The organism is Phenylobacterium sp. RIFCSPHIGHO2_01_FULL_69_31 (assembly GCF_001824475.1).
In the GTDB taxonomy this organism is placed as follows: domain Bacteria; phylum Pseudomonadota; class Alphaproteobacteria; order Caulobacterales; family Caulobacteraceae; genus Phenylobacterium.
Map to the genome: position 1 here is coordinate 101,489 of NZ_MHXN01000034.1, position 15,890 is coordinate 117,378.

Annotated in this window: 19 protein-coding genes; 13 read left to right on the plus strand and 6 right to left on the minus strand. The window is 68.8% G+C overall.

All coding sequences use genetic code 11. The features are described 5' to 3' along the window. Positions 1-7: 7 nt before the first annotated feature. From A2790_RS18885 to A2790_RS18930, 10 genes are all read left to right on the plus strand, one after another. Positions 8-754, plus strand: a complete 747-nt coding sequence (locus A2790_RS18885) for an electron transfer flavoprotein subunit beta/FixA family protein (protein ID WP_293394939.1) — start codon at positions 8-10, stop codon at positions 752-754. After that, on the plus strand, positions 754-1,698 hold the full coding sequence (locus tag A2790_RS18890; protein ID WP_293394942.1) for an electron transfer flavoprotein subunit alpha/FixB family protein: 945 nt from the start codon (positions 754-756) through the stop codon (positions 1,696-1,698). The genes A2790_RS18885 and A2790_RS18890 overlap by 1 nt, the downstream gene beginning before the upstream one ends. 343 nt (positions 1,699-2,041) lie before the next feature. Beyond that, complete coding sequence (locus A2790_RS18895) at positions 2,042-2,920, plus strand: 3-hydroxybutyryl-CoA dehydrogenase (protein ID WP_293394944.1); 879 nt, start codon at positions 2,042-2,044, stop codon at positions 2,918-2,920. 70 nt (positions 2,921-2,990) lie between these two features. Then, complete coding sequence (locus tag A2790_RS18900; protein WP_293394947.1) at positions 2,991-3,383, plus strand: YciI family protein; 393 nt, start codon at positions 2,991-2,993, stop codon at positions 3,381-3,383. Next, entirely contained in the window at positions 3,380-4,657 is a 1,278-nt protein-coding gene (locus tag A2790_RS18905; protein ID WP_293394950.1) for an RNA polymerase sigma factor, read from the plus strand. Before A2790_RS18900 ends, A2790_RS18905 begins: the two co-directional genes overlap by 4 nt. 68 nt (positions 4,658-4,725) lie before the next feature. Continuing rightward, positions 4,726-5,148 (plus strand): VOC family protein, encoded by a 423-nt coding sequence (locus A2790_RS18910; RefSeq protein WP_293394953.1) that lies wholly within the window; start codon positions 4,726-4,728, stop codon positions 5,146-5,148. A gap of 157 nt (positions 5,149-5,305) precedes the next feature. Beyond that, positions 5,306-6,553 carry an EAL domain-containing protein gene (locus A2790_RS18915; RefSeq protein ID WP_293394955.1) on the plus strand — a complete coding sequence of 416 codons (1,248 nt, stop codon included), beginning with the start codon at positions 5,306-5,308 and terminating at the stop codon, positions 6,551-6,553. A gap of 60 nt (positions 6,554-6,613) precedes the next feature. Beyond that, positions 6,614-7,477, plus strand: coding sequence for a TIGR01459 family HAD-type hydrolase (locus A2790_RS18920; protein WP_293394957.1), 864 nt, complete (start codon positions 6,614-6,616; stop codon positions 7,475-7,477). A 77-nt stretch (positions 7,478-7,554) separates the two neighbouring features. Beyond that, the gene (locus tag A2790_RS18925; RefSeq protein ID WP_293394959.1) at positions 7,555-7,977 is read left to right on the plus strand and encodes a MaoC family dehydratase; all 423 of its coding nucleotides are present in this window, start codon (positions 7,555-7,557) and stop codon (positions 7,975-7,977) included. Positions 7,978-7,990: 13 nt separating this feature from the next. Then, positions 7,991-8,932 (plus strand): bifunctional riboflavin kinase/FAD synthetase, encoded by a 942-nt coding sequence (locus A2790_RS18930; RefSeq protein WP_293394962.1) that lies wholly within the window; start codon positions 7,991-7,993, stop codon positions 8,930-8,932. A gap of 6 nt (positions 8,933-8,938) precedes the next feature. Here the strand turns inward: A2790_RS18930 and A2790_RS18935 are convergent, their stop codons facing one another. The 5 genes from A2790_RS18935 to A2790_RS18955 are packed head-to-tail and all read right to left on the minus strand — an operon-like array spanning position 8,939 to position 10,221. Continuing rightward, entirely contained in the window at positions 8,939-9,196 is a 258-nt protein-coding gene (locus A2790_RS18935) for a hypothetical protein (protein WP_068878485.1), read from the minus strand. Between the two features lie 8 nt (positions 9,197-9,204). Then, on the minus strand, positions 9,205-9,363 hold the full coding sequence (locus A2790_RS18940) for a hypothetical protein (protein WP_293394967.1): 159 nt from the start codon (positions 9,361-9,363) through the stop codon (positions 9,205-9,207). Between the two features lie 24 nt (positions 9,364-9,387). Next, a complete protein-coding gene (locus A2790_RS18945) occupies positions 9,388-9,744 on the minus strand; it encodes a DUF6481 family protein (RefSeq protein WP_293394970.1) in 357 nt (118 codons plus the stop codon). A gap of 8 nt (positions 9,745-9,752) precedes the next feature. Beyond that, positions 9,753-9,953 (minus strand): hypothetical protein, encoded by a 201-nt coding sequence (locus tag A2790_RS18950; RefSeq protein WP_068878483.1) that lies wholly within the window; start codon positions 9,951-9,953, stop codon positions 9,753-9,755. Between the two features lie 58 nt (positions 9,954-10,011). Continuing rightward, positions 10,012-10,221 carry a cold-shock protein gene (locus A2790_RS18955; RefSeq protein WP_068878482.1) on the minus strand — a complete coding sequence of 70 codons (210 nt, stop codon included), beginning with the start codon at positions 10,219-10,221 and terminating at the stop codon, positions 10,012-10,014. 436 nt (positions 10,222-10,657) lie between these two features. Between A2790_RS18955 and ileS the strand changes: the two genes are divergently transcribed. The 3 genes from ileS to A2790_RS18970 all read left to right on the plus strand — a co-directional run bounded on the left by ileS (position 10,658) and on the right by A2790_RS18970 (position 14,785). Further along, positions 10,658-13,582 carry an isoleucine--tRNA ligase gene (gene ileS, locus A2790_RS18960; protein WP_293394975.1) on the plus strand — a complete coding sequence of 975 codons (2,925 nt, stop codon included), beginning with the start codon at positions 10,658-10,660 and terminating at the stop codon, positions 13,580-13,582. Next, positions 13,579-14,064, plus strand: coding sequence for a signal peptidase II (lspA, locus tag A2790_RS18965; protein ID WP_293394978.1), 486 nt, complete (start codon positions 13,579-13,581; stop codon positions 14,062-14,064). The genes ileS and lspA overlap by 4 nt, the downstream gene beginning before the upstream one ends. Positions 14,065-14,227: 163 nt before the next feature. Continuing rightward, entirely contained in the window at positions 14,228-14,785 is a 558-nt protein-coding gene (locus A2790_RS18970; RefSeq protein WP_293394981.1) for a DUF3035 domain-containing protein, read from the plus strand. Positions 14,786-14,917: 132 nt separating this feature from the next. Here the strand turns inward: A2790_RS18970 and A2790_RS18975 are convergent, their stop codons facing one another. Beyond that, entirely contained in the window at positions 14,918-15,877 is a 960-nt protein-coding gene (locus A2790_RS18975) for a TraB/GumN family protein (protein ID WP_293394984.1), read from the minus strand. Between the last annotated feature and the right edge of the window lie 13 nt (positions 15,878-15,890).

The following is a 15,890-nucleotide window of genomic DNA, read 5'->3' on the forward strand; positions in this document are numbered from 1 at the left end:
GCAACCCATGAAGGTGTTGGTCCCGGTGAAGCGGGTGATCGACTACAACGTCAAGGCCCGTGTTAAGGCCGATCAGACGGGCGTCGACCTCGCGAACGTCAAGATGTCGATGAATCCCTTCTGCGAAATCGCGGTCGAAGAGGCTGTCCGCCTTAAGGAAAAGGGCGTGGCGACCGAGATCGTCGCCGTGTCCGTCGGCCCGGCCCAGGCGCAGGAAACCCTGCGGACCGCCCTGGCCATGGGCGCCGACCGCGCCATCCTCATCCAGACCGACCAGGACCTCGAGCCGCTGGCCGTGGCCAAGGTGCTGAAAGCCGTGGTCGCCGAGGAGAGCCCCGAGCTGGTGCTCATGGGCAAGCAGGCCATCGACGGCGACAATAACGCCACCGGCCAGATGCTGGCGGCTCTGCTCGACTGGCCGCAGGCGGCGTTCGCCTCGGAAGTCGTGGTGGAAGGCGGCAAGGCCAAGGTGACCCGCGAGGTCGACGGCGGCCTGCAGACTCTCGACGTGGACCTGCCGGCGGTCGTGACCGCCGACCTGCGCCTCAACGAGCCGCGCTACGCCTCGCTGCCCAACATCATGAAGGCCAAGAAGAAGCCGCTCGACGTGAAGGAGCTCTCCTCGCTCGGCGTCGACACGGCCGCCAAGCTGAAGGTCCTGAAGGTCACCGAGCCGCCGAAGCGTTCCGCCGGCGTCAAGGTCGAGACCGCTGCCGACCTCGTCTCCAACCTCAAGACCGCGGGGGTCCTCTAATGGCCGTTCTCGTCGTCGCCGATCACGACAACTCCGCCCTCAAGGACAACACCCACAAGGTCGTGACCGCCGCCCTGGCGATCTCGGGTGACGTGGATGTCCTGGTCGCCGGGACCAACACCGCCGCCCTCGCCGGCGAGGCCGCCAAGATCGCCGGCGTGCGCAAGGTGCTGACCGCCGAAAGCGCCGAGCTGGGCCAGGGCCTGGCCGAGGCGTTCCAGGACGTGGTCGCGGGCCTGATGGGCGGGTACGACGCGGTGCTGACGCCCGCCACGACCCAGGGCAAGAACTTCAGCCCCCGCGTCGCGGCCAAGCTGGACGTGGCCCAGATCTCGGACGTGATCGAGGTGGTGGACGCCAACACCTTCGTGCGCCCGATCTACGCCGGCAACGCGCTGGAGACCGTCCAGTCGTCCGACGCCAAGAAGGTGCTGACGGTTCGCCCGACCGCCTTCAAGGCGGCGGCGGAAGGCGGCTCGGCCTCGGTGGAGAGCGTCTCGGCGCCTGCCGCCCCGGCCAAGAGCCGCTTCGTCGACCAGCAGATCGTCAAGTCGGCCCGCCCCGACCTGGGCGCCGCCAAGATCGTGGTCTCGGGCGGTCGCGCCATGGGCTCGGCCGAGGAGTTCCAGGCCGTGATCGAGCCGCTGGCCGACAAGCTGGGCGCCGCGGTGGGGGCCAGCCGCGCCGCGGTGGACGCCGGCTACGCGCCGAACGACTACCAGGTGGGCCAGACCGGCAAGGTCGTCGCCCCGGAGCTCTATGTCGCCATCGGCATCTCCGGCGCGATCCAGCACCTCGCCGGCATGAAGGACTCCAAGGTGATCGTGGCGATCAACAAGGACCCCGACGCGCCGATCTTCCAGGTGGCCGACTATGGCCTCGTGGCGGACTACAAGGCCGCGGTGCCCGAACTGATGAGCGCCCTGGCCGCCGCCGGCAAATAGTCGCGCGGCCATCGTCGAATGACGCGAAGGGGCGGTCCGAAAGGGCCGCCCCTTTTTCGTTTTGTGGCTGGCGAGTCGCCCGTTCGGCAGGCGCCTCGCCTTCGAATGAGGCGTCCAGATCGTGCGCGGTCACGACAGCTACAAGTTGCGACCCATCGCCGCCCTCCGCGCATGGTTGTTGCCCGCAACCGTCGCCTCGCGTGTCCGGGAGTCCCCGCAGCCCACCTGATCTGCTGCGTCGCAGCAATTCCCCTTGCCGCAGTGCGCCATACAGATGTTAGAAAGCTGCGACTGTTAGAAAGCTGCCACAAAAAGCGGCAAGCGCTCTGAAGGATCCAGGCCTGTGGTTGACATCAAGACGGTGGGCGTCATCGGCGCCGGTCAAATGGGTTCCGGCATCGCCCACGTCTGCGCCCTCGGCGGCTACGATGTGCTGCTTCACGATGTGAGCCCCGAGCGGATCGACCAGGGCATCGCCCAGATCGAGAAGAACATGGCCCGCCAGGTGTCGCGCGGGATCATCGAGCACACGGCGATGGAAGCCGCCATCGCCCGTATCAAGCCGGCGGCGGAACTGCAGAGCATCGGCAAGACCGACCTGGCTATCGAGGCGGCGACAGAAAACGAGGAGACCAAGAAGACGATCTTCAAGGCGCTGCAGCCGCATCTGACCCCGCACACCCTGCTGGCGTCGAACACCTCCTCGATCTCGATCACCCGGCTGGCCTCGACCACGGACCGCCCCGGCAAGTTCATCGGCCTGCACTTCATGAACCCCGCCCCGGTCATGAAACTGGTGGAGATCATCCGCGGCATCGCCACCGACGCCGACACCTACGAACTGGCCGTCAGCTTCGCCCAGTCGCTGGGCAAGACCACCTCGAACGCCGAGGACTTCCCCGCCTTCATCGTCAACCGCGTGCTGGTGCCGATGATCAACGAGGCGATCTACACCCTGTACGAAGGGGTCGGCACGGTCGACGCCATCGACACGGCGCTGCGGCTCGGCGCCAACCACCCGATGGGCCCGCTGGAATTGGGCGACTTCATCGGTCTCGACACGGTGCTGTCGATCATGAACGTGCTGTACGAGGGCCTGGCGGACTCCAAGTACCGACCCTGCCCGCTGCTGGTGAAATACGTCGAGGCCGGCTGGCTCGGCCGCAAGTCGGGTCGCGGCTTCTACGATTATCGCGGCGACAAGCCCGTCCCGACGCGCTGATCTTTTTGCGCCGGCCTGTCGGGCTGGGGCATTCTCCGCCGTCCTAGAGACGAACGCGGAGACCCTGAAAATGCTGTACGCCCTGCTGTGCTACAACGATGAGGACGTCGTCTGGGCCTGGGACAAGAAGCAGGACGGCGAGGTGATGCAGCGCCTGGGCGTCGTCCGCGACCGCCTGGAGGCCGCCGGCAAGCTGGGCCCCTCGCTGCGGCTGCTGCCGACCACGGCCGCCACGACCTTCCGCAAGAGTGACCCGCCCCTGGTGATCGACGGCCCGTTCGCCGAGACCAAGGAGCAATTGCTGGGCATCTACATCATCGACGTGGCCGACCTGGACGAGGCGCTGCAGGTCGCCCGGGATCTGGGCGAGGCCAATCCCGGCGGCGCCTACGAGATCCGTCCCCTGGCGGTCTACAACACCGGCTCGCCGGAGGCCGTGGCCAAGGGCGTGGCCACCGCATGAGCCACGACCTGGCCTGGATCAACGCGGCGATCTCGGCCGCGCGGCCCCAGGCCGTCGGCGCGCTCCTGCGCTATTTCCGCGACCTGGACACCGCCGAGGAAGCCTTCCAGGACGCCTGCCTGCGGGCGCTGAATAACTGGCCCCGGAACGGGCCGCCGCGCGATCCCGCCGCCTGGCTGATCATGGTCGGCCGCAACGCCGCCCTGGACGGCGTGCGCAAGCGCTCGCGCCAGACCGAGCTGCCGCCCGAGGACACCCTGTCGGACCTGGACGACGCCGAGACGCGCGTCGCCGAGCAGATCGACGCCTCCGACTACCGCGATGACGTCCTGCGCCTGATGTTCATCTGCTGCCATCCGGACCTGCCCGCCACGCAGCAGGTGGCGCTGGCCCTGCGGATCGTCTCTGGCCTGTCGGTGAAGCAGATCGCCCGCGCCTTCCTGGCGTCGGAGGCGGCCATGGAACAGCGGATCACCCGCGCGAAGGCCCGCGTGGCGGCCGGAGACGCCGAGTTCGCTACCCCGGGTCCGGTCGAGCGGGCCGAGCGGCTCGCGGCGGTGGCGGCCATGCTCTACCTGGTCTTCAACGAGGGCTATTCGGCTGGCGACAATCCGGCCCGCGCCCAGCTGTGCGGCGAGGCGATCCGGCTGGCCCGCCTGCTGTTGCGACTCTACCAGACCGAGCCCGAGATCATGGGCCTCCTGGCGCTGATGCTGATCCAGCATGCGCGCACGCCCGCCCGCTTCGACGCCGAAGGCCAGATCGTGCTGCTGGAAGACCAGGATCGCACACTCTGGAACCGGCCGATGATCAACGAGGGCCTGGCCCTGATCGACAAGGCGATGCGGCATCGCCGGCCAGGCGCCTACCAGGTCCAGGCCGCCATCGCCGCCCTGCACGCCCGCGCCCCGACGCCGGCCGACACCGACTGGGCCCAGATCGACCGCCTGTACGCCAGCCTGGAGCGGCTGACGCCGTCGCCGGTGGTCACGCTCAATCGTGCGGTGGCGGTGAGCAAGGTGGCCGGGCCAGAGGCGGCGCTGGAGATGATCGCCCCGCTGGCCGACAAGCTCTCGGGATATTTCCACTTCCACGGCTTGGCAGGGGCGCTGAACCTGGAACTCGGGCGCCACGCCGAGGCGCGCACGGCCTTCGACCGCGCCATCGCCCTGGCCAACACCGCCGCCGAGGCGTCGCACATCCGCCAGCACCTGGACCGCCTGATGGCCGACCACCCTCCGCCGGACGAACGGGCGGCCACGCGGGCGAAATAGTTCGGGCCCGTTGTCGGATCTGGGGCCCGTCGATCGTCCTCTGGGTAAGCAAGCCGGAGGAGTTCGAGATGTCTGAAGCAGCCGAAGCGCCCGCAATGCCCCAGGTGCAGACCAAGGGCGGTGTCGTCGCCTACCTGGCCGTCGACGGCGCCCTCAAGGCGGCGGACTTCTACACGAAGGCCTTCGCGGCCGAGACCGCCTTCGCTCACCCGGCCGACGAGAAGGGGCGGACCATGCACATCCACCTCTACATCAATGGCTCGTCGGTGATGCTGGGCGATTTCTACCCCGAGCATGGCCACGCGAAGGAAGCGCCCGCCGCCTTCACGATGCAGCTGATCGTGAGCGACTGCCAGGCGTGGTTTGACCGCGCCGTCGCCGCCGGCTGTGAGGCCCTGGTTCCCCCGCAGGCGATGTTCTGGGGCGACATCTGGGGTCAGGTCCGCGACCCGTTCGGTTTCGTCTGGGCCTTCGATCAGCCGGCCGCGTAGGAACGCGACGGCAGGCGCGCCCGCGGCCGCCCTCCCCCTCCGGCCGCGGGCGCCGTTCCGATTCGGCGTTAACCAATCCCGAACCCGGGGCATGGTTAATGAATTCGACGAGCCCGGTAACCACAGCGGATACTCCGGGTGATTCGGAACAGGATCCATGCGGCGGCTCACTCTCGCGCTACTCTGTGCGACCTACCTCTGCCTCTCCCTGATCGTTGCGCTCAGCCTGTGGCGCAACGGCATGGGCTGGGGCGTGGCCCTTTCGTCCATGATGGGTTGCTTTGGCCTGTGCCTGGCCTCGCACGGCATGATCATGCGCTTCCTGGAGATGCGTGAGATCCGCGGCGAGGTCGAGGCCGTGCGCGACGCTCACCGCATCCTGCTGGACCAGGTGGTCCGCATTGATGGCCGGCTGACCGAGGTCGCCTCGGTGGTCGAGGCCGACAAGTCCCGCTCGACCGAACTGTCCGGCGAGGTCCACCTGCTGGAGAAGCTGGTCCAGAAGATGAGCCGGCGGTTCGACGAGCCCCAGGCCCCCTATCTCGCCGCCCGCGGCGGCCAGGACCTGCGTCCGCCCCGCGGCATGATGGAGATCGTCCGCGAGGCGCTCTCCGAGAACCGGGTCGACCTCTACCTCCAGCCGGTGGTGGGCCTGCCCCAGCGCAAGACGGTGTTCTACGAAAGCTTCTCCCGCCTGCGCGACGCCTCGGGCCAGGTGATCATGCCGGGCGAGTACCTGGCCGTGGCCGAGCCCGCCGGACTGGTCACCGCCATCGACAACCTGCTGCTGTTCCGCTGCGTGCAGATCGTCCGGCGCCTGGCGCGCCAGGACCGCCGCGTCGGCATCTTCTGCAACATCTCGATGTCCAGCCTGGGCGACGACGATTTCTTCCCGCAGTTCCTCGACCTGCTGCGCGCCAACCGCGACCTGGCCCCGGCCCTGGTGTTCGAGGTGGGGCAGGCGGCGTTCGAAGGCCGCAACGCGGTCCAGGCGCGCAACATGGCCCGGCTTGCCGACCTCGGCTTCCGGTTCTCGATCGACAAGGTGACCAATCTCGACCTCGACCTGCAGGACCTGACGCGCTCGGACGTGAAGTTCGTGAAGGTGGCCGCCCAGACCCTGCTGGACGAGCTGACCGAGGTCGACGACCGGCTGGTCCTGCGCTCAATGCCCGACCTGGCGGCCGAGGACTTCGCCCTGCTGCTGCGCCGCTACGGCGTCGATCTCGTCGCCGAGAAGGTGGAGAGCGAGCGGCAGGTGGTGGATATCCTGGACCTCGACATCCAGCTGGGCCAGGGTCACCTGTTCGGCGAGCCCCGCGCGATCAAGAACGACGTCCTCGCCGAGGCCGGCGCCCCGCCGCCTTCGAACGTGGAGCGACTGCGCGGCCGGGCCGCCGCCTGATCGCGCGAAAGGACCCTCGCCGCTCGCGCGGCGGGGTCGGACTGTGCTACCCGCGCGGCCATGACCTCCCCCACACCGATCCAGGGGCTCTCCGAGCTCGCCGGCCGCTATGACGTCCTGCTTTGCGACGTCTGGGGCGTGATCCACAATGGCCGGGAAAGCTTCTCCGAGGCGTGCGCGGCGCTGGCGCGATTCCGGGCGGAGGTGGGGCCGGTGATCCTGATCTCCAACGCCCCGCGGCCTCACGGCCCCATCGTCGATCAGCTCGACGCCCTGGGCGTGCCCCGGGCGGCCTGGACCCGCATCGTCACCTCGGGCGACGCCACCCGCGTCCTGCTGGCCGAGCGCGCGCCTGGCCCGGTCTGGAAGATCGGCCCCGACCGCGACGCGCCGCTCTACGAAGGTCTGGACCTGGCCGACAGCGGCCCGGACGATGCGGCCTTCATCTCGGTGACCGGACCCTACGACGACGAGAACGACGAGCCGGGCGACTACCGCGACCGCTTCATCGCCTGCGCCGCCCGGGGCCTGGACCTGATCTGCGCCAACCCCGACATCGTGGTCCAGCGCGGCGACAAGCTGATCTACTGCGGCGGCGCCCTGGCCCAGCTCTACGAGAGCCTGGGCGGCCGGGCGGTGATGGCCGGCAAGCCCTACGCGCCGATCTACGAGATGGCGCTGGCCCAGGCCGAGGCGGAATTGGGGCGCCCTGCCGACCCCCGCCGGGTGCTTTGCGTGGGCGACGGCCTGCCGACGGACGTGCGCGGCGCCAACGCCCGGGCGCTCGACATCCTCTTCGTGGCCAACGGAATCCACGGCGCCGAAACCGTAGGTAAGGACGGACTCAACCTGGCCGTGATAAATGACCTCCTGCGACAAGAAGGCCTACAGGCGACCTGGGCCATAGCCGATATGGGTTGGTAAGGGGCGGGAATCGCGGCGCTGGCGAGCACGGGTCAGCGCGGCGGAAGACGCAGATGAACGGCTTCAGGGGAGCTGCCGTGCAAGGTTTCTATTTCGACGATCTATCCGTCGGTCAGACGGCGGAGATGAGTCGCGTCGTCGGCGCGGCCGATATCGAGGCGTTCGCCGAGGTCTCGGGCGACCTCAACCCCGTCCACCTGGACGAGGCCTACGCCAAGACCACCACCTTCGGAGAGCGGATCGCCCACGGCATGCTGTCGGCGGCCTACATCTCGGCGCTGCTGGGCACCCGGCTGCCGGGGCCGGGGGTGATCTACCTCTCGCAGTCGCTGCGGTTCCGGCGGCCGGTGAAGATCGGCGACGTGGTCGTCGCGCGGGTCACGGTGAAGACGCTGAACGCCAGCCGCGCGCATGTGACCCTCGACACCACCTGCGAGGTCAGCGGCAAGACCGTGGTCGAAGGCGAAGCTCTAGTGATTGCGCCGCGCCGTCCCGCATGACTTAAACGGGCGCATGAAGCGCATCCGGGTCATTCGGGGTTGGAAGGATCTGCCGCAGAGCGATCGCGGGGCGGCGGTCGCCATGGGCAGTTTCGATGGGGTTCACCTAGGCCACCAGCAGGTGATCGAGCTGGCCGCGCGGGCGGCGCATGATCTGGGCGCGCCGCTGGGCGTCATCACCTTCGATCCGCATCCCAGGGTCTATTTCCGACCCGACGAGCCGGCCTTCCGCCTGATGAAGACCGACCAGCAGGCCCGCGCGCTGGAAAAGCTGAACGTCGACATGCTGTACGTCCTGCCGCTCGAGGCCGAGCTGGCGGGCATGACCGACCGCGAGTTCGCCACACGGGTCCTGCACCAGGGCCTGGGCGCGCGGCACGTGGCCGTGGGCTTCGACAATTCCTTTGGCAAGGGCCGCACCGGGACGCCGCAGACCATGCGGGCCTATGGCCAGGAGCTGGGTTTCGGGGTCAGCGTCGCCGAGCCGGTGGGGGACGTGGACGGCGACAAGTTCTCATCCACGGCGGTTCGCGCCGCGCTTCGCGACGGGCGCCCGCAGGACGCCGCGGAAATCCTCGGACGGCCGTTCGCCATCGAGGGGCCGGTGCAGCGGGGCCGCCAGCTCGGCCGCAAGCTGGGCTTCCCGACCGCCAACGTCGATCTCGCCGACTATGTGACGCCGCGGTTCGGCGTCTACGCCACCCGCACGCGCCTGTCGGACGGCCGCGAGTTCTCGGGTGTGGCCAATATCGGCGTCAACCCGACGGTCCAGGGTGTGACCCGGCCGCTGCTGGAGGTGTGGCTGTTCGACTTCGACGAGGACATCTACGACCGGGTCATCGAGACAGACCTGATCGCCTTCCTCCGTCCCGAGGAAAAATTCGAGACGCTGGAGATCATGACCGAGCAGGTCATGCGGGACGCGGCCCGGGCGCGGCAGATCCTGGAGGCCTGAGGCGCCTCAGCGGGCGACGGTGATGTCCTTGATCAGGGCCTGCACCGTGGCCTTCTCGCCGACGTTCCAGAGGGCCTTCAGATAGGCCAGGGTGCGGACGGCCGCCTCGTCCTGCTTCCAGTCGCAGCCGTGGAAGCGGCAGCGCTCGAAGACCGGCGGCGGGCCGCCCGAATAGACCAGGCGGCAGTCGCGGAACTCGCAGTCCGTGAAGGTCTCGCCGTCCAGCACGACGGTCTCATGGTTGTAGTTGACGCCACTGGTCATCGGTCTTCTCAGGTCTCGTCGGTCGTGTCGCTGGGGGTCGCGGCGTCGGTCTCGGCGCGCTCGCGGTCGCGCTGTTCGCGCTTGGCGGCGGCCTTTTCGGCCGTCTTGGCGGCCTTCTGGCGTTCCCGTTCCAGGCGCTCGAACTGGTAGTTGGGCTTCCTGGGCATGGGTCGCGCTCCTTAGATAAGGTGTCAGCGCGCCTTGCGGGCGGCGTAGCGGGCGTCGCGCTTGGCCTTCTGTTCGGCCTTCGTCAGCGCCTTGCGCTCCTTGCGCTCGCCACGCTTGGCTTCGAGCGCCGCGGCGGCGAGGCTCTCGTCCGAGAGGCGGGCGGCTTCGGCCGCATCGGCAGCCGCCTGGATGCGGGCGGCCTTGGCCTCGGCCCGGGCTTCGCGCACCTGCGCCAGCTCGGCCTCGCGCGCGACGGCGCGGGGCTGGAAGTCCGAGGCGGTGATGGTCGGCTTGGGCCGGAAGTTGGCCAGCAGCGCCTTCTTGGCGTCAGCGGCGGTCTTCAGCCGTTCCGAAAAGCCCGTGCGTTGAAATTCGCTCATGAAATCCTTCAGGTTTGGGGCTCGGCGCCCGAACCCTGATAGGTCGCTGCGCAGATCGCCTCGAGATGGCCGCGAATGCTGCGCGGCGCGAGCAAGGCGTCCACGGCGCGGCAGCCGTCCGCCTTAAGCCGCTGCTTCAGCGTGGCGACGTTCGGGACGTGGCCGGCGCGGGCGAGCTGATAGGCGCGTTCGATGGTGGATGTGGTCATGGTGCAGTCGCGCCGGACGGCGAGGCGGAAACCCGCCTCGCCTCCCGACTGATCGTCCTTAGGCAGCTTGCAGCTGGCCGGCCGACATCTTGCCGCTGCGCTGGTCGCGCTCCAGCTCGAACGAGACCTTCTGGCCTTCGTTCAGCGAGCCGAGGCCCGAGCGCTCGACGGCCGAGATGTGCACGAAGACGTCGTTGCCGCCGTCGTCGGGTTGGATGAAGCCGAAGCCCTTGGTCGGGTTGAACCACTTCACGGTGCCAGTCGTCATGTCTTGATCACTTTCAGAGTATAATGTTGGCGTGCGCCAAGCGGCGCTCCGCATCAAATTATCGGAATGGATGTTTGGAAGTCCGGGCTCGATCCGAAGAAGAAGCGTGGAGAGCAACCGAACCAAATCGATATTCGATGGCTCCCATATAGGCGAACTTTCGGCGTTTGGCCAGTGTAATCGCGACGGACACCCGCAATCGCGACGTGACAGGGCGACGCGCCTCGCTGATTCCAGCCGTTGGGATGGGCGCGCCGGGGCCCGGATCGCCCCTTCACGGGGATGACGCCCCCCTCGCCGTCTGTTAGAGCCACCGCGATGTTTTCGGTTCGGACGAGCCTGCGAATTACCCGCCCGGCGTGACGCCGCCGGACGTTCGATCCAGCGCGCGCCGGGTTCCACCCGCATCAGAATTCCGGACCACCTGGATAGAGTCATGGCCGACGACGCCGAAAAGCCCCCCGTTGAGATCAAAGAGGGTCGCGACTACCGCGAGACCGTCTTCCTTCCCGAGACCCCGTTCCCCATGCGCGCAGGCCTGCCGCAGAAGGAGCCGCAGACCCTGGCCAAGTGGGGCGAGTTCGACCTCTACAACGCCATGCGCGCCGAGCGGCAGCGCGCGGGCGCGCCGCTGTTCGTGCTTCACGACGGGCCGCCCTACGCGAACGGCGCCATCCACATCGGCCATGCGCTGCAGAAGACCCTGAAGGACTTCGTCGTCCGCTCGAAGTTCCTGCTAGGCTACGACGTCGACTACGTCCCCGGCTGGGACTGCCACGGCCTGCCGATCGAGTGGAAGATCGAGGAGGAGCTGCGCGCCCAAGGCCGCCGCAAGGACGAGGTCTCCAAGGCCGAGTTCCGCACCCGCTGCCGCGAATACGCCTCCAAGTGGATCGACGTTCAGCGCGACGGCTTCAAGCGCCTGGGCGTCCTGGGCGACTGGGAGAACCGCTACGCCACCATGGACTACGGCTCGGAAGCCGCCATCGTGGCCGAGTTCCACAAGTTCGTAGCGTCCGGACAGCTCTACCGCGGCTCCAAGCCGGTGATGTGGAGCCCGGTGGAACGCACCGCCCTGGCCGACGCCGAGGTCGAGTACCACGACCACGTCAGCCCCACGATCTGGGTGAAGTTCCCGGTGGTCGAGGGCAGCGACGCGGCGCGCGGCGCCTCGGTCGTAATCTGGACCACCACGCCCTGGACCATCCCGGCCAACCGGGCGATCAGCTACAACGAAGCCGTCGACTATGCGGTCTACCAGGTCGAGGCCATGGAAGCGGGCCTGGAGTTCGAGCCTTGGGCCAAGGCCGGCGACCGGCTGATCGTGGCCGAGAAACTCGCCGACGACGTCTTCAAGGCCGGCAAGATCGCCAAGGCCCGCCGGGTCGAGAAGGTCGATTGCCAAGGCATGGTCTGCGAGCATCCGCTGGCGGCCCTGGACACCCACTACGCCTTCCAGGTGCCGCTGCTCAGCGGCGACCACGTCACGGACGACGCCGGCACGGGCTTCGTCCACACCGCGCCGGGCCATGGCGCGGACGACTACATGGTCTGGCTGGCCCACGGCCATCGCGAGATCCCCGACACGGTCGATCCGGACGGCGCCTACTATCCGCACGTGCCCCTGTTCGCCGGCCTCAAGGTGCTGGAGACCGAGGGCAAGAAGGCGGGCAAATTCGGCCCGGCCAACAGCGCGGTCATGGACAAGCTGATCGAGGCCGGCCGCCTGCTGGCGCGCGGGCGGATGGAGCACAGCTATCCGCACTCCTGGCGCTCCAAGGCCCCGGTGATCTTCCGCAACACGCCCCAGTGGTTCATCCGCATGGACGAGCCGGTGGACACCCCGGAGCTGGGCGGGCGCTCGCTGCGCGAGGTGGCGCTGGAGTCCATCGAGGCCACCACCTTCTATCCGGCGGCCGGCAAGAACCGCATCCGCTCGATGGTCGAAAGCCGCCCGGACTGGCTGATCAGCCGGCAACGGGCCTGGGGCGCGCCGCTGGCTATGTTCGTCGACAAGGAAACGAACCAGCCGCTGCACGACCCCGAGGTCGACAAGCGCATCGTCGATGCCATCCGCGCCGAGGGCGCCGACGCCTGGTTCAACCGGCCGGTCACCGACTTCCTGGGCAGCCACGACCCGGACCGCTACGAGAAGATCGAGGACATCCTCGACGTCTGGTTCGACAGCGGCTCGACCCACGCCTTCACGCTGGAGAACCGCGCCCACACCAAGTGGCCGGCCGACCTCTATCTCGAAGGCTCGGACCAGCACCGCGGCTGGTTCCAGTCGTCCCTGCTGGAAAGCTCGGGCACCCGGGGCCGCGCGCCCTACGACGCCATCCTCACCCACGGCTTCACCATGGATGAGAACGGCGAGAAGATGTCCAAGTCCAAGGGCAACACCGTCGATCCCGAGGTGGTGATCCGCGAAAGCGGGGCTGAGATCATCCGGCTGTGGGCCGCGATGATCGACTACGCCGACGACAGCCGGATCGGGAAGACGATCCTGCAGACCACGTCGGACGCCTACCGCAAGCTGCGCAACACCGTCCGCTACATGCTGGGCGCCCTGGCCGACTACACCCCCGACGAGGCGGTGGAGCTGGACCAGATGCCGCCGCTGGAGCGGTTCATCCTGCACCGGCTCTACGAGCTCGACGCCGAGGTGCGCACGGCCTACGACGGCTACCTGTTCCAGGACGTGATCCGCCCGGTTCTGGACTTCTGCCAGAACGAGCTGTCGTCGCTGTTCTTCGACGTGCGCCGCGACAGTCTCTACTGCGACCAGCCGTCCTCGCTCACCCGCCGGGCCGCCCGCACGGTGATGGATGCGGTGTTCGAGCGGCTGACGGCGTGGCTATCGCCCCTGATCCCCTTCACCATGGAAGAGGCTTGGCTGACCCGCTATCCGGACGCCCACTCCAACTGCATGCGGGTGATCCCGCAGACCCCGGCGGAGTGGCGCAACGACGCCGAGGCCGCCCGCTGGGCCAAGGTCCAGCAGGTGACCTCCGTCGTCACCGGCGCCCTGGAGGTCGAGCGGCGCGAGAAGCGGATGGGCGCAGCGCTCGAGGCGGCCCCGGTCGTCCACGTGGCCGACCCTGAGCTGCTGGCGGCCTTCGAGGGCCTGGACCCCGCCGAAGTGTTCCGCACCAGCCAGGCGCGCCTGGTTACCGGCGAAGGCTCCGGCTTCCGGCTTCCGGAGGTTCCGGGCGTTTCGGTCGAGCCGCTGAAGGCCGAGGGCCGCAAGTGCGCCCGCTCGTGGCGGATCCTGCCCGAGGTGGGAACCGACCCCCGCTACCCCGACCTGTCGCTGCGCGACGCCGAGGCGGTGGCGGCCTGGGACGCGGCCCACGCATGAGGGTGACCAGGAACGGCTGGACGGCCTATGCCGTCGCGCTGGCCGTGATCGCGCTCGACCAGCTCTCGAAGTACTGGATCCTGGCCGTCCTGCGGCTGCCGGAGCAGGCCTCCCACGAGGTCTTCTGGCCGCTGCAGTTCACCCGCATCTGGAACGAGGGCGTCAGTTTCGGCCTCCTGCAGGCGCAGCACGACGTGGTCCGCTGGGGCCTAGTGGTGTTCTCGCTGGGCGTGGCGGCGCTGCTGTCCGCCTGGGCGCGCAGCCAGCCGCGCCTGCTGCCGGCCCTGGGCCTTGGCCTGGTGATCGGCGGGGCCGTGGGCAACGCCATCGACCGGGCCCGCTTCGGTGCGGTGGTCGATTTCATCGACGTCCAGCGGCTGGGGTTCTTTCCCTGGATCTTCAACATCGCCGACAGCGGCATCACCGTCGGCGTGATCCTGCTGCTGCTCGACAGCCTTCGCCCGCAGCGCCCTGCCGCATAGCGTTGGCTGGCGGACGCGATTAGGGTATTTCCTAGCCCTTCCGGCGTGGGGGCCGTCCGCCGTTTTCCCGCCACGGGAAAACGGCAAGATAAGTTAGAAGCGCGCTTCCTGATCGCCGATGCTGGCGCATCGCCTGGGAGCGCTGGAGGAGTCTTCTAGGTACATGAGCTTCAATCGAGTGATCGTGGCGACCGCCCTGGTCGCGGCCGCGGGCCTCGCCGGCTGCCAGTCGACCCAGAAGGCCCTGGGCATGTCCAAGGTGACCCCCGACGAGTTCCGCATCGTCACCAAGGCGCCGCTGGTGGTTCCGCCGGACTACGCCCTGCGCCCGCCGGCGCCCGGCGAGCCGCGCCCGCAGGAGTTGCAGCCCGAGAGCGCCGCTCGCAACGCCCTCCTGGGCCAGCGCGAGGCCGAACAACGCACCGACGGCGAGAAGCTGCTGGTGGCCAAGGCCGGCGCCGAGAAGGCCGACCCGCTGGTTCGCTACGTGGTCGACGACGAGTTCGGCGACCTGGCCCACAAGGAAAAGAGCTTCGCCGACCGGGTGATGTTCTGGAAGAAGGACGAGGCGGCCGCCCCGCAGCAGACCGCGGCCCTGGACGGCTCGAACGCCCCCCTCGACCCCGCGGCCGAGAAGGAACGCGTGGCCAAGCTGACCGGCGACAAGCCGATCACCATCCAGCGCGAAGGCAAGTCCAAGATCAAGCTGCCGGGGCTGTAGGCGACAGTTCCTCCCCCGTTGGGGGAGGTGTCGCCGCAGGCGACGGAGGGGGTTTCCGCTCAGACCGTTGAGAAGCCTCCTTAGTCGGCGTTCGCCGACAGCTCCCCCAACGGGGGAGCAATTTCCAGCTGCTTACTCCTCGCCCGGCGTCTTCACCGTGAAGCCCTGGGCCCGCAGGCGTTCCAGCACGCCGTTCTGGGCCAGCAGGGGCCGGAGCGGGACCAGGGCGATGGCGTGTCCGGGCGTCTTGAGCGCATTGGCGATCGCGGCCGCCTCGTCGGCCTTGGTGCGTTCGTCGTAGGTGCGCCCGCCGCTGACCCCCGCCAGGCAGCGCTCGTAGGTCCGCTCGTTCTGCAGGGCGCCTTCCACGTCCCCCACGGCCCAGGCCCGCGCCGCCGCCAGGGTCACGCCGGGACCGGCTTCGGCCTGAGCCAGCACCTCGTCGAAGCAGAGCCGGCCGGTTGACGCCGGCGTGCGGATGATCCCGCCCAGCTGGGGGCCCAGGTCATAGCTCTTCTCGACGACCTTCACGCCCTTCCGCTGCGCCAGCAGCCGGACCAGCTTGGCCGGGTCCATGTTGGTGAGCTGGGCGTGGTCGCGGTAGTCGATCGCCAGCTGCACGCCGGCCGCCAGCGGGTTGCGGGTGTTGTAGCGCCCCGCGTCTTGGCCCAGACGCGTGCGGACAGCCACGAAGCGCGCGCGCGTCCCAGGGTCCAACCGCTCTTCGAACGGCCCGCCGGACCGGAGGCGCATCAGGTTGAACGCCGTCCCGACCGACCCGCTCACCTTGGCCCGCACGTTCACGAACGGCAGGATGACCACGTTGGCGCCTTCCAGCCGCCGCTCGAAGATGGCCCGGTCCCACTCCATCCGCTTGGGCGCGAGCGACGGGACGCCAAGCACGTAGACGGTGGTGTCGGCGTCCGACACTCTCCACCAGGCGGGACCCGGCAGCCGGCCGCGCACCACAAGCTCCTCCACCAGAGTCGCATCCGGATCGTCCACGGGCGCCGGGGTCAGCGGGACCTGGGCCGAGGCCGGGAGGGCGGCCAGCACCAGGACGGCGGCGAGGGAGGCGAGGCGATTCAGCACGGGCGGGAGACTC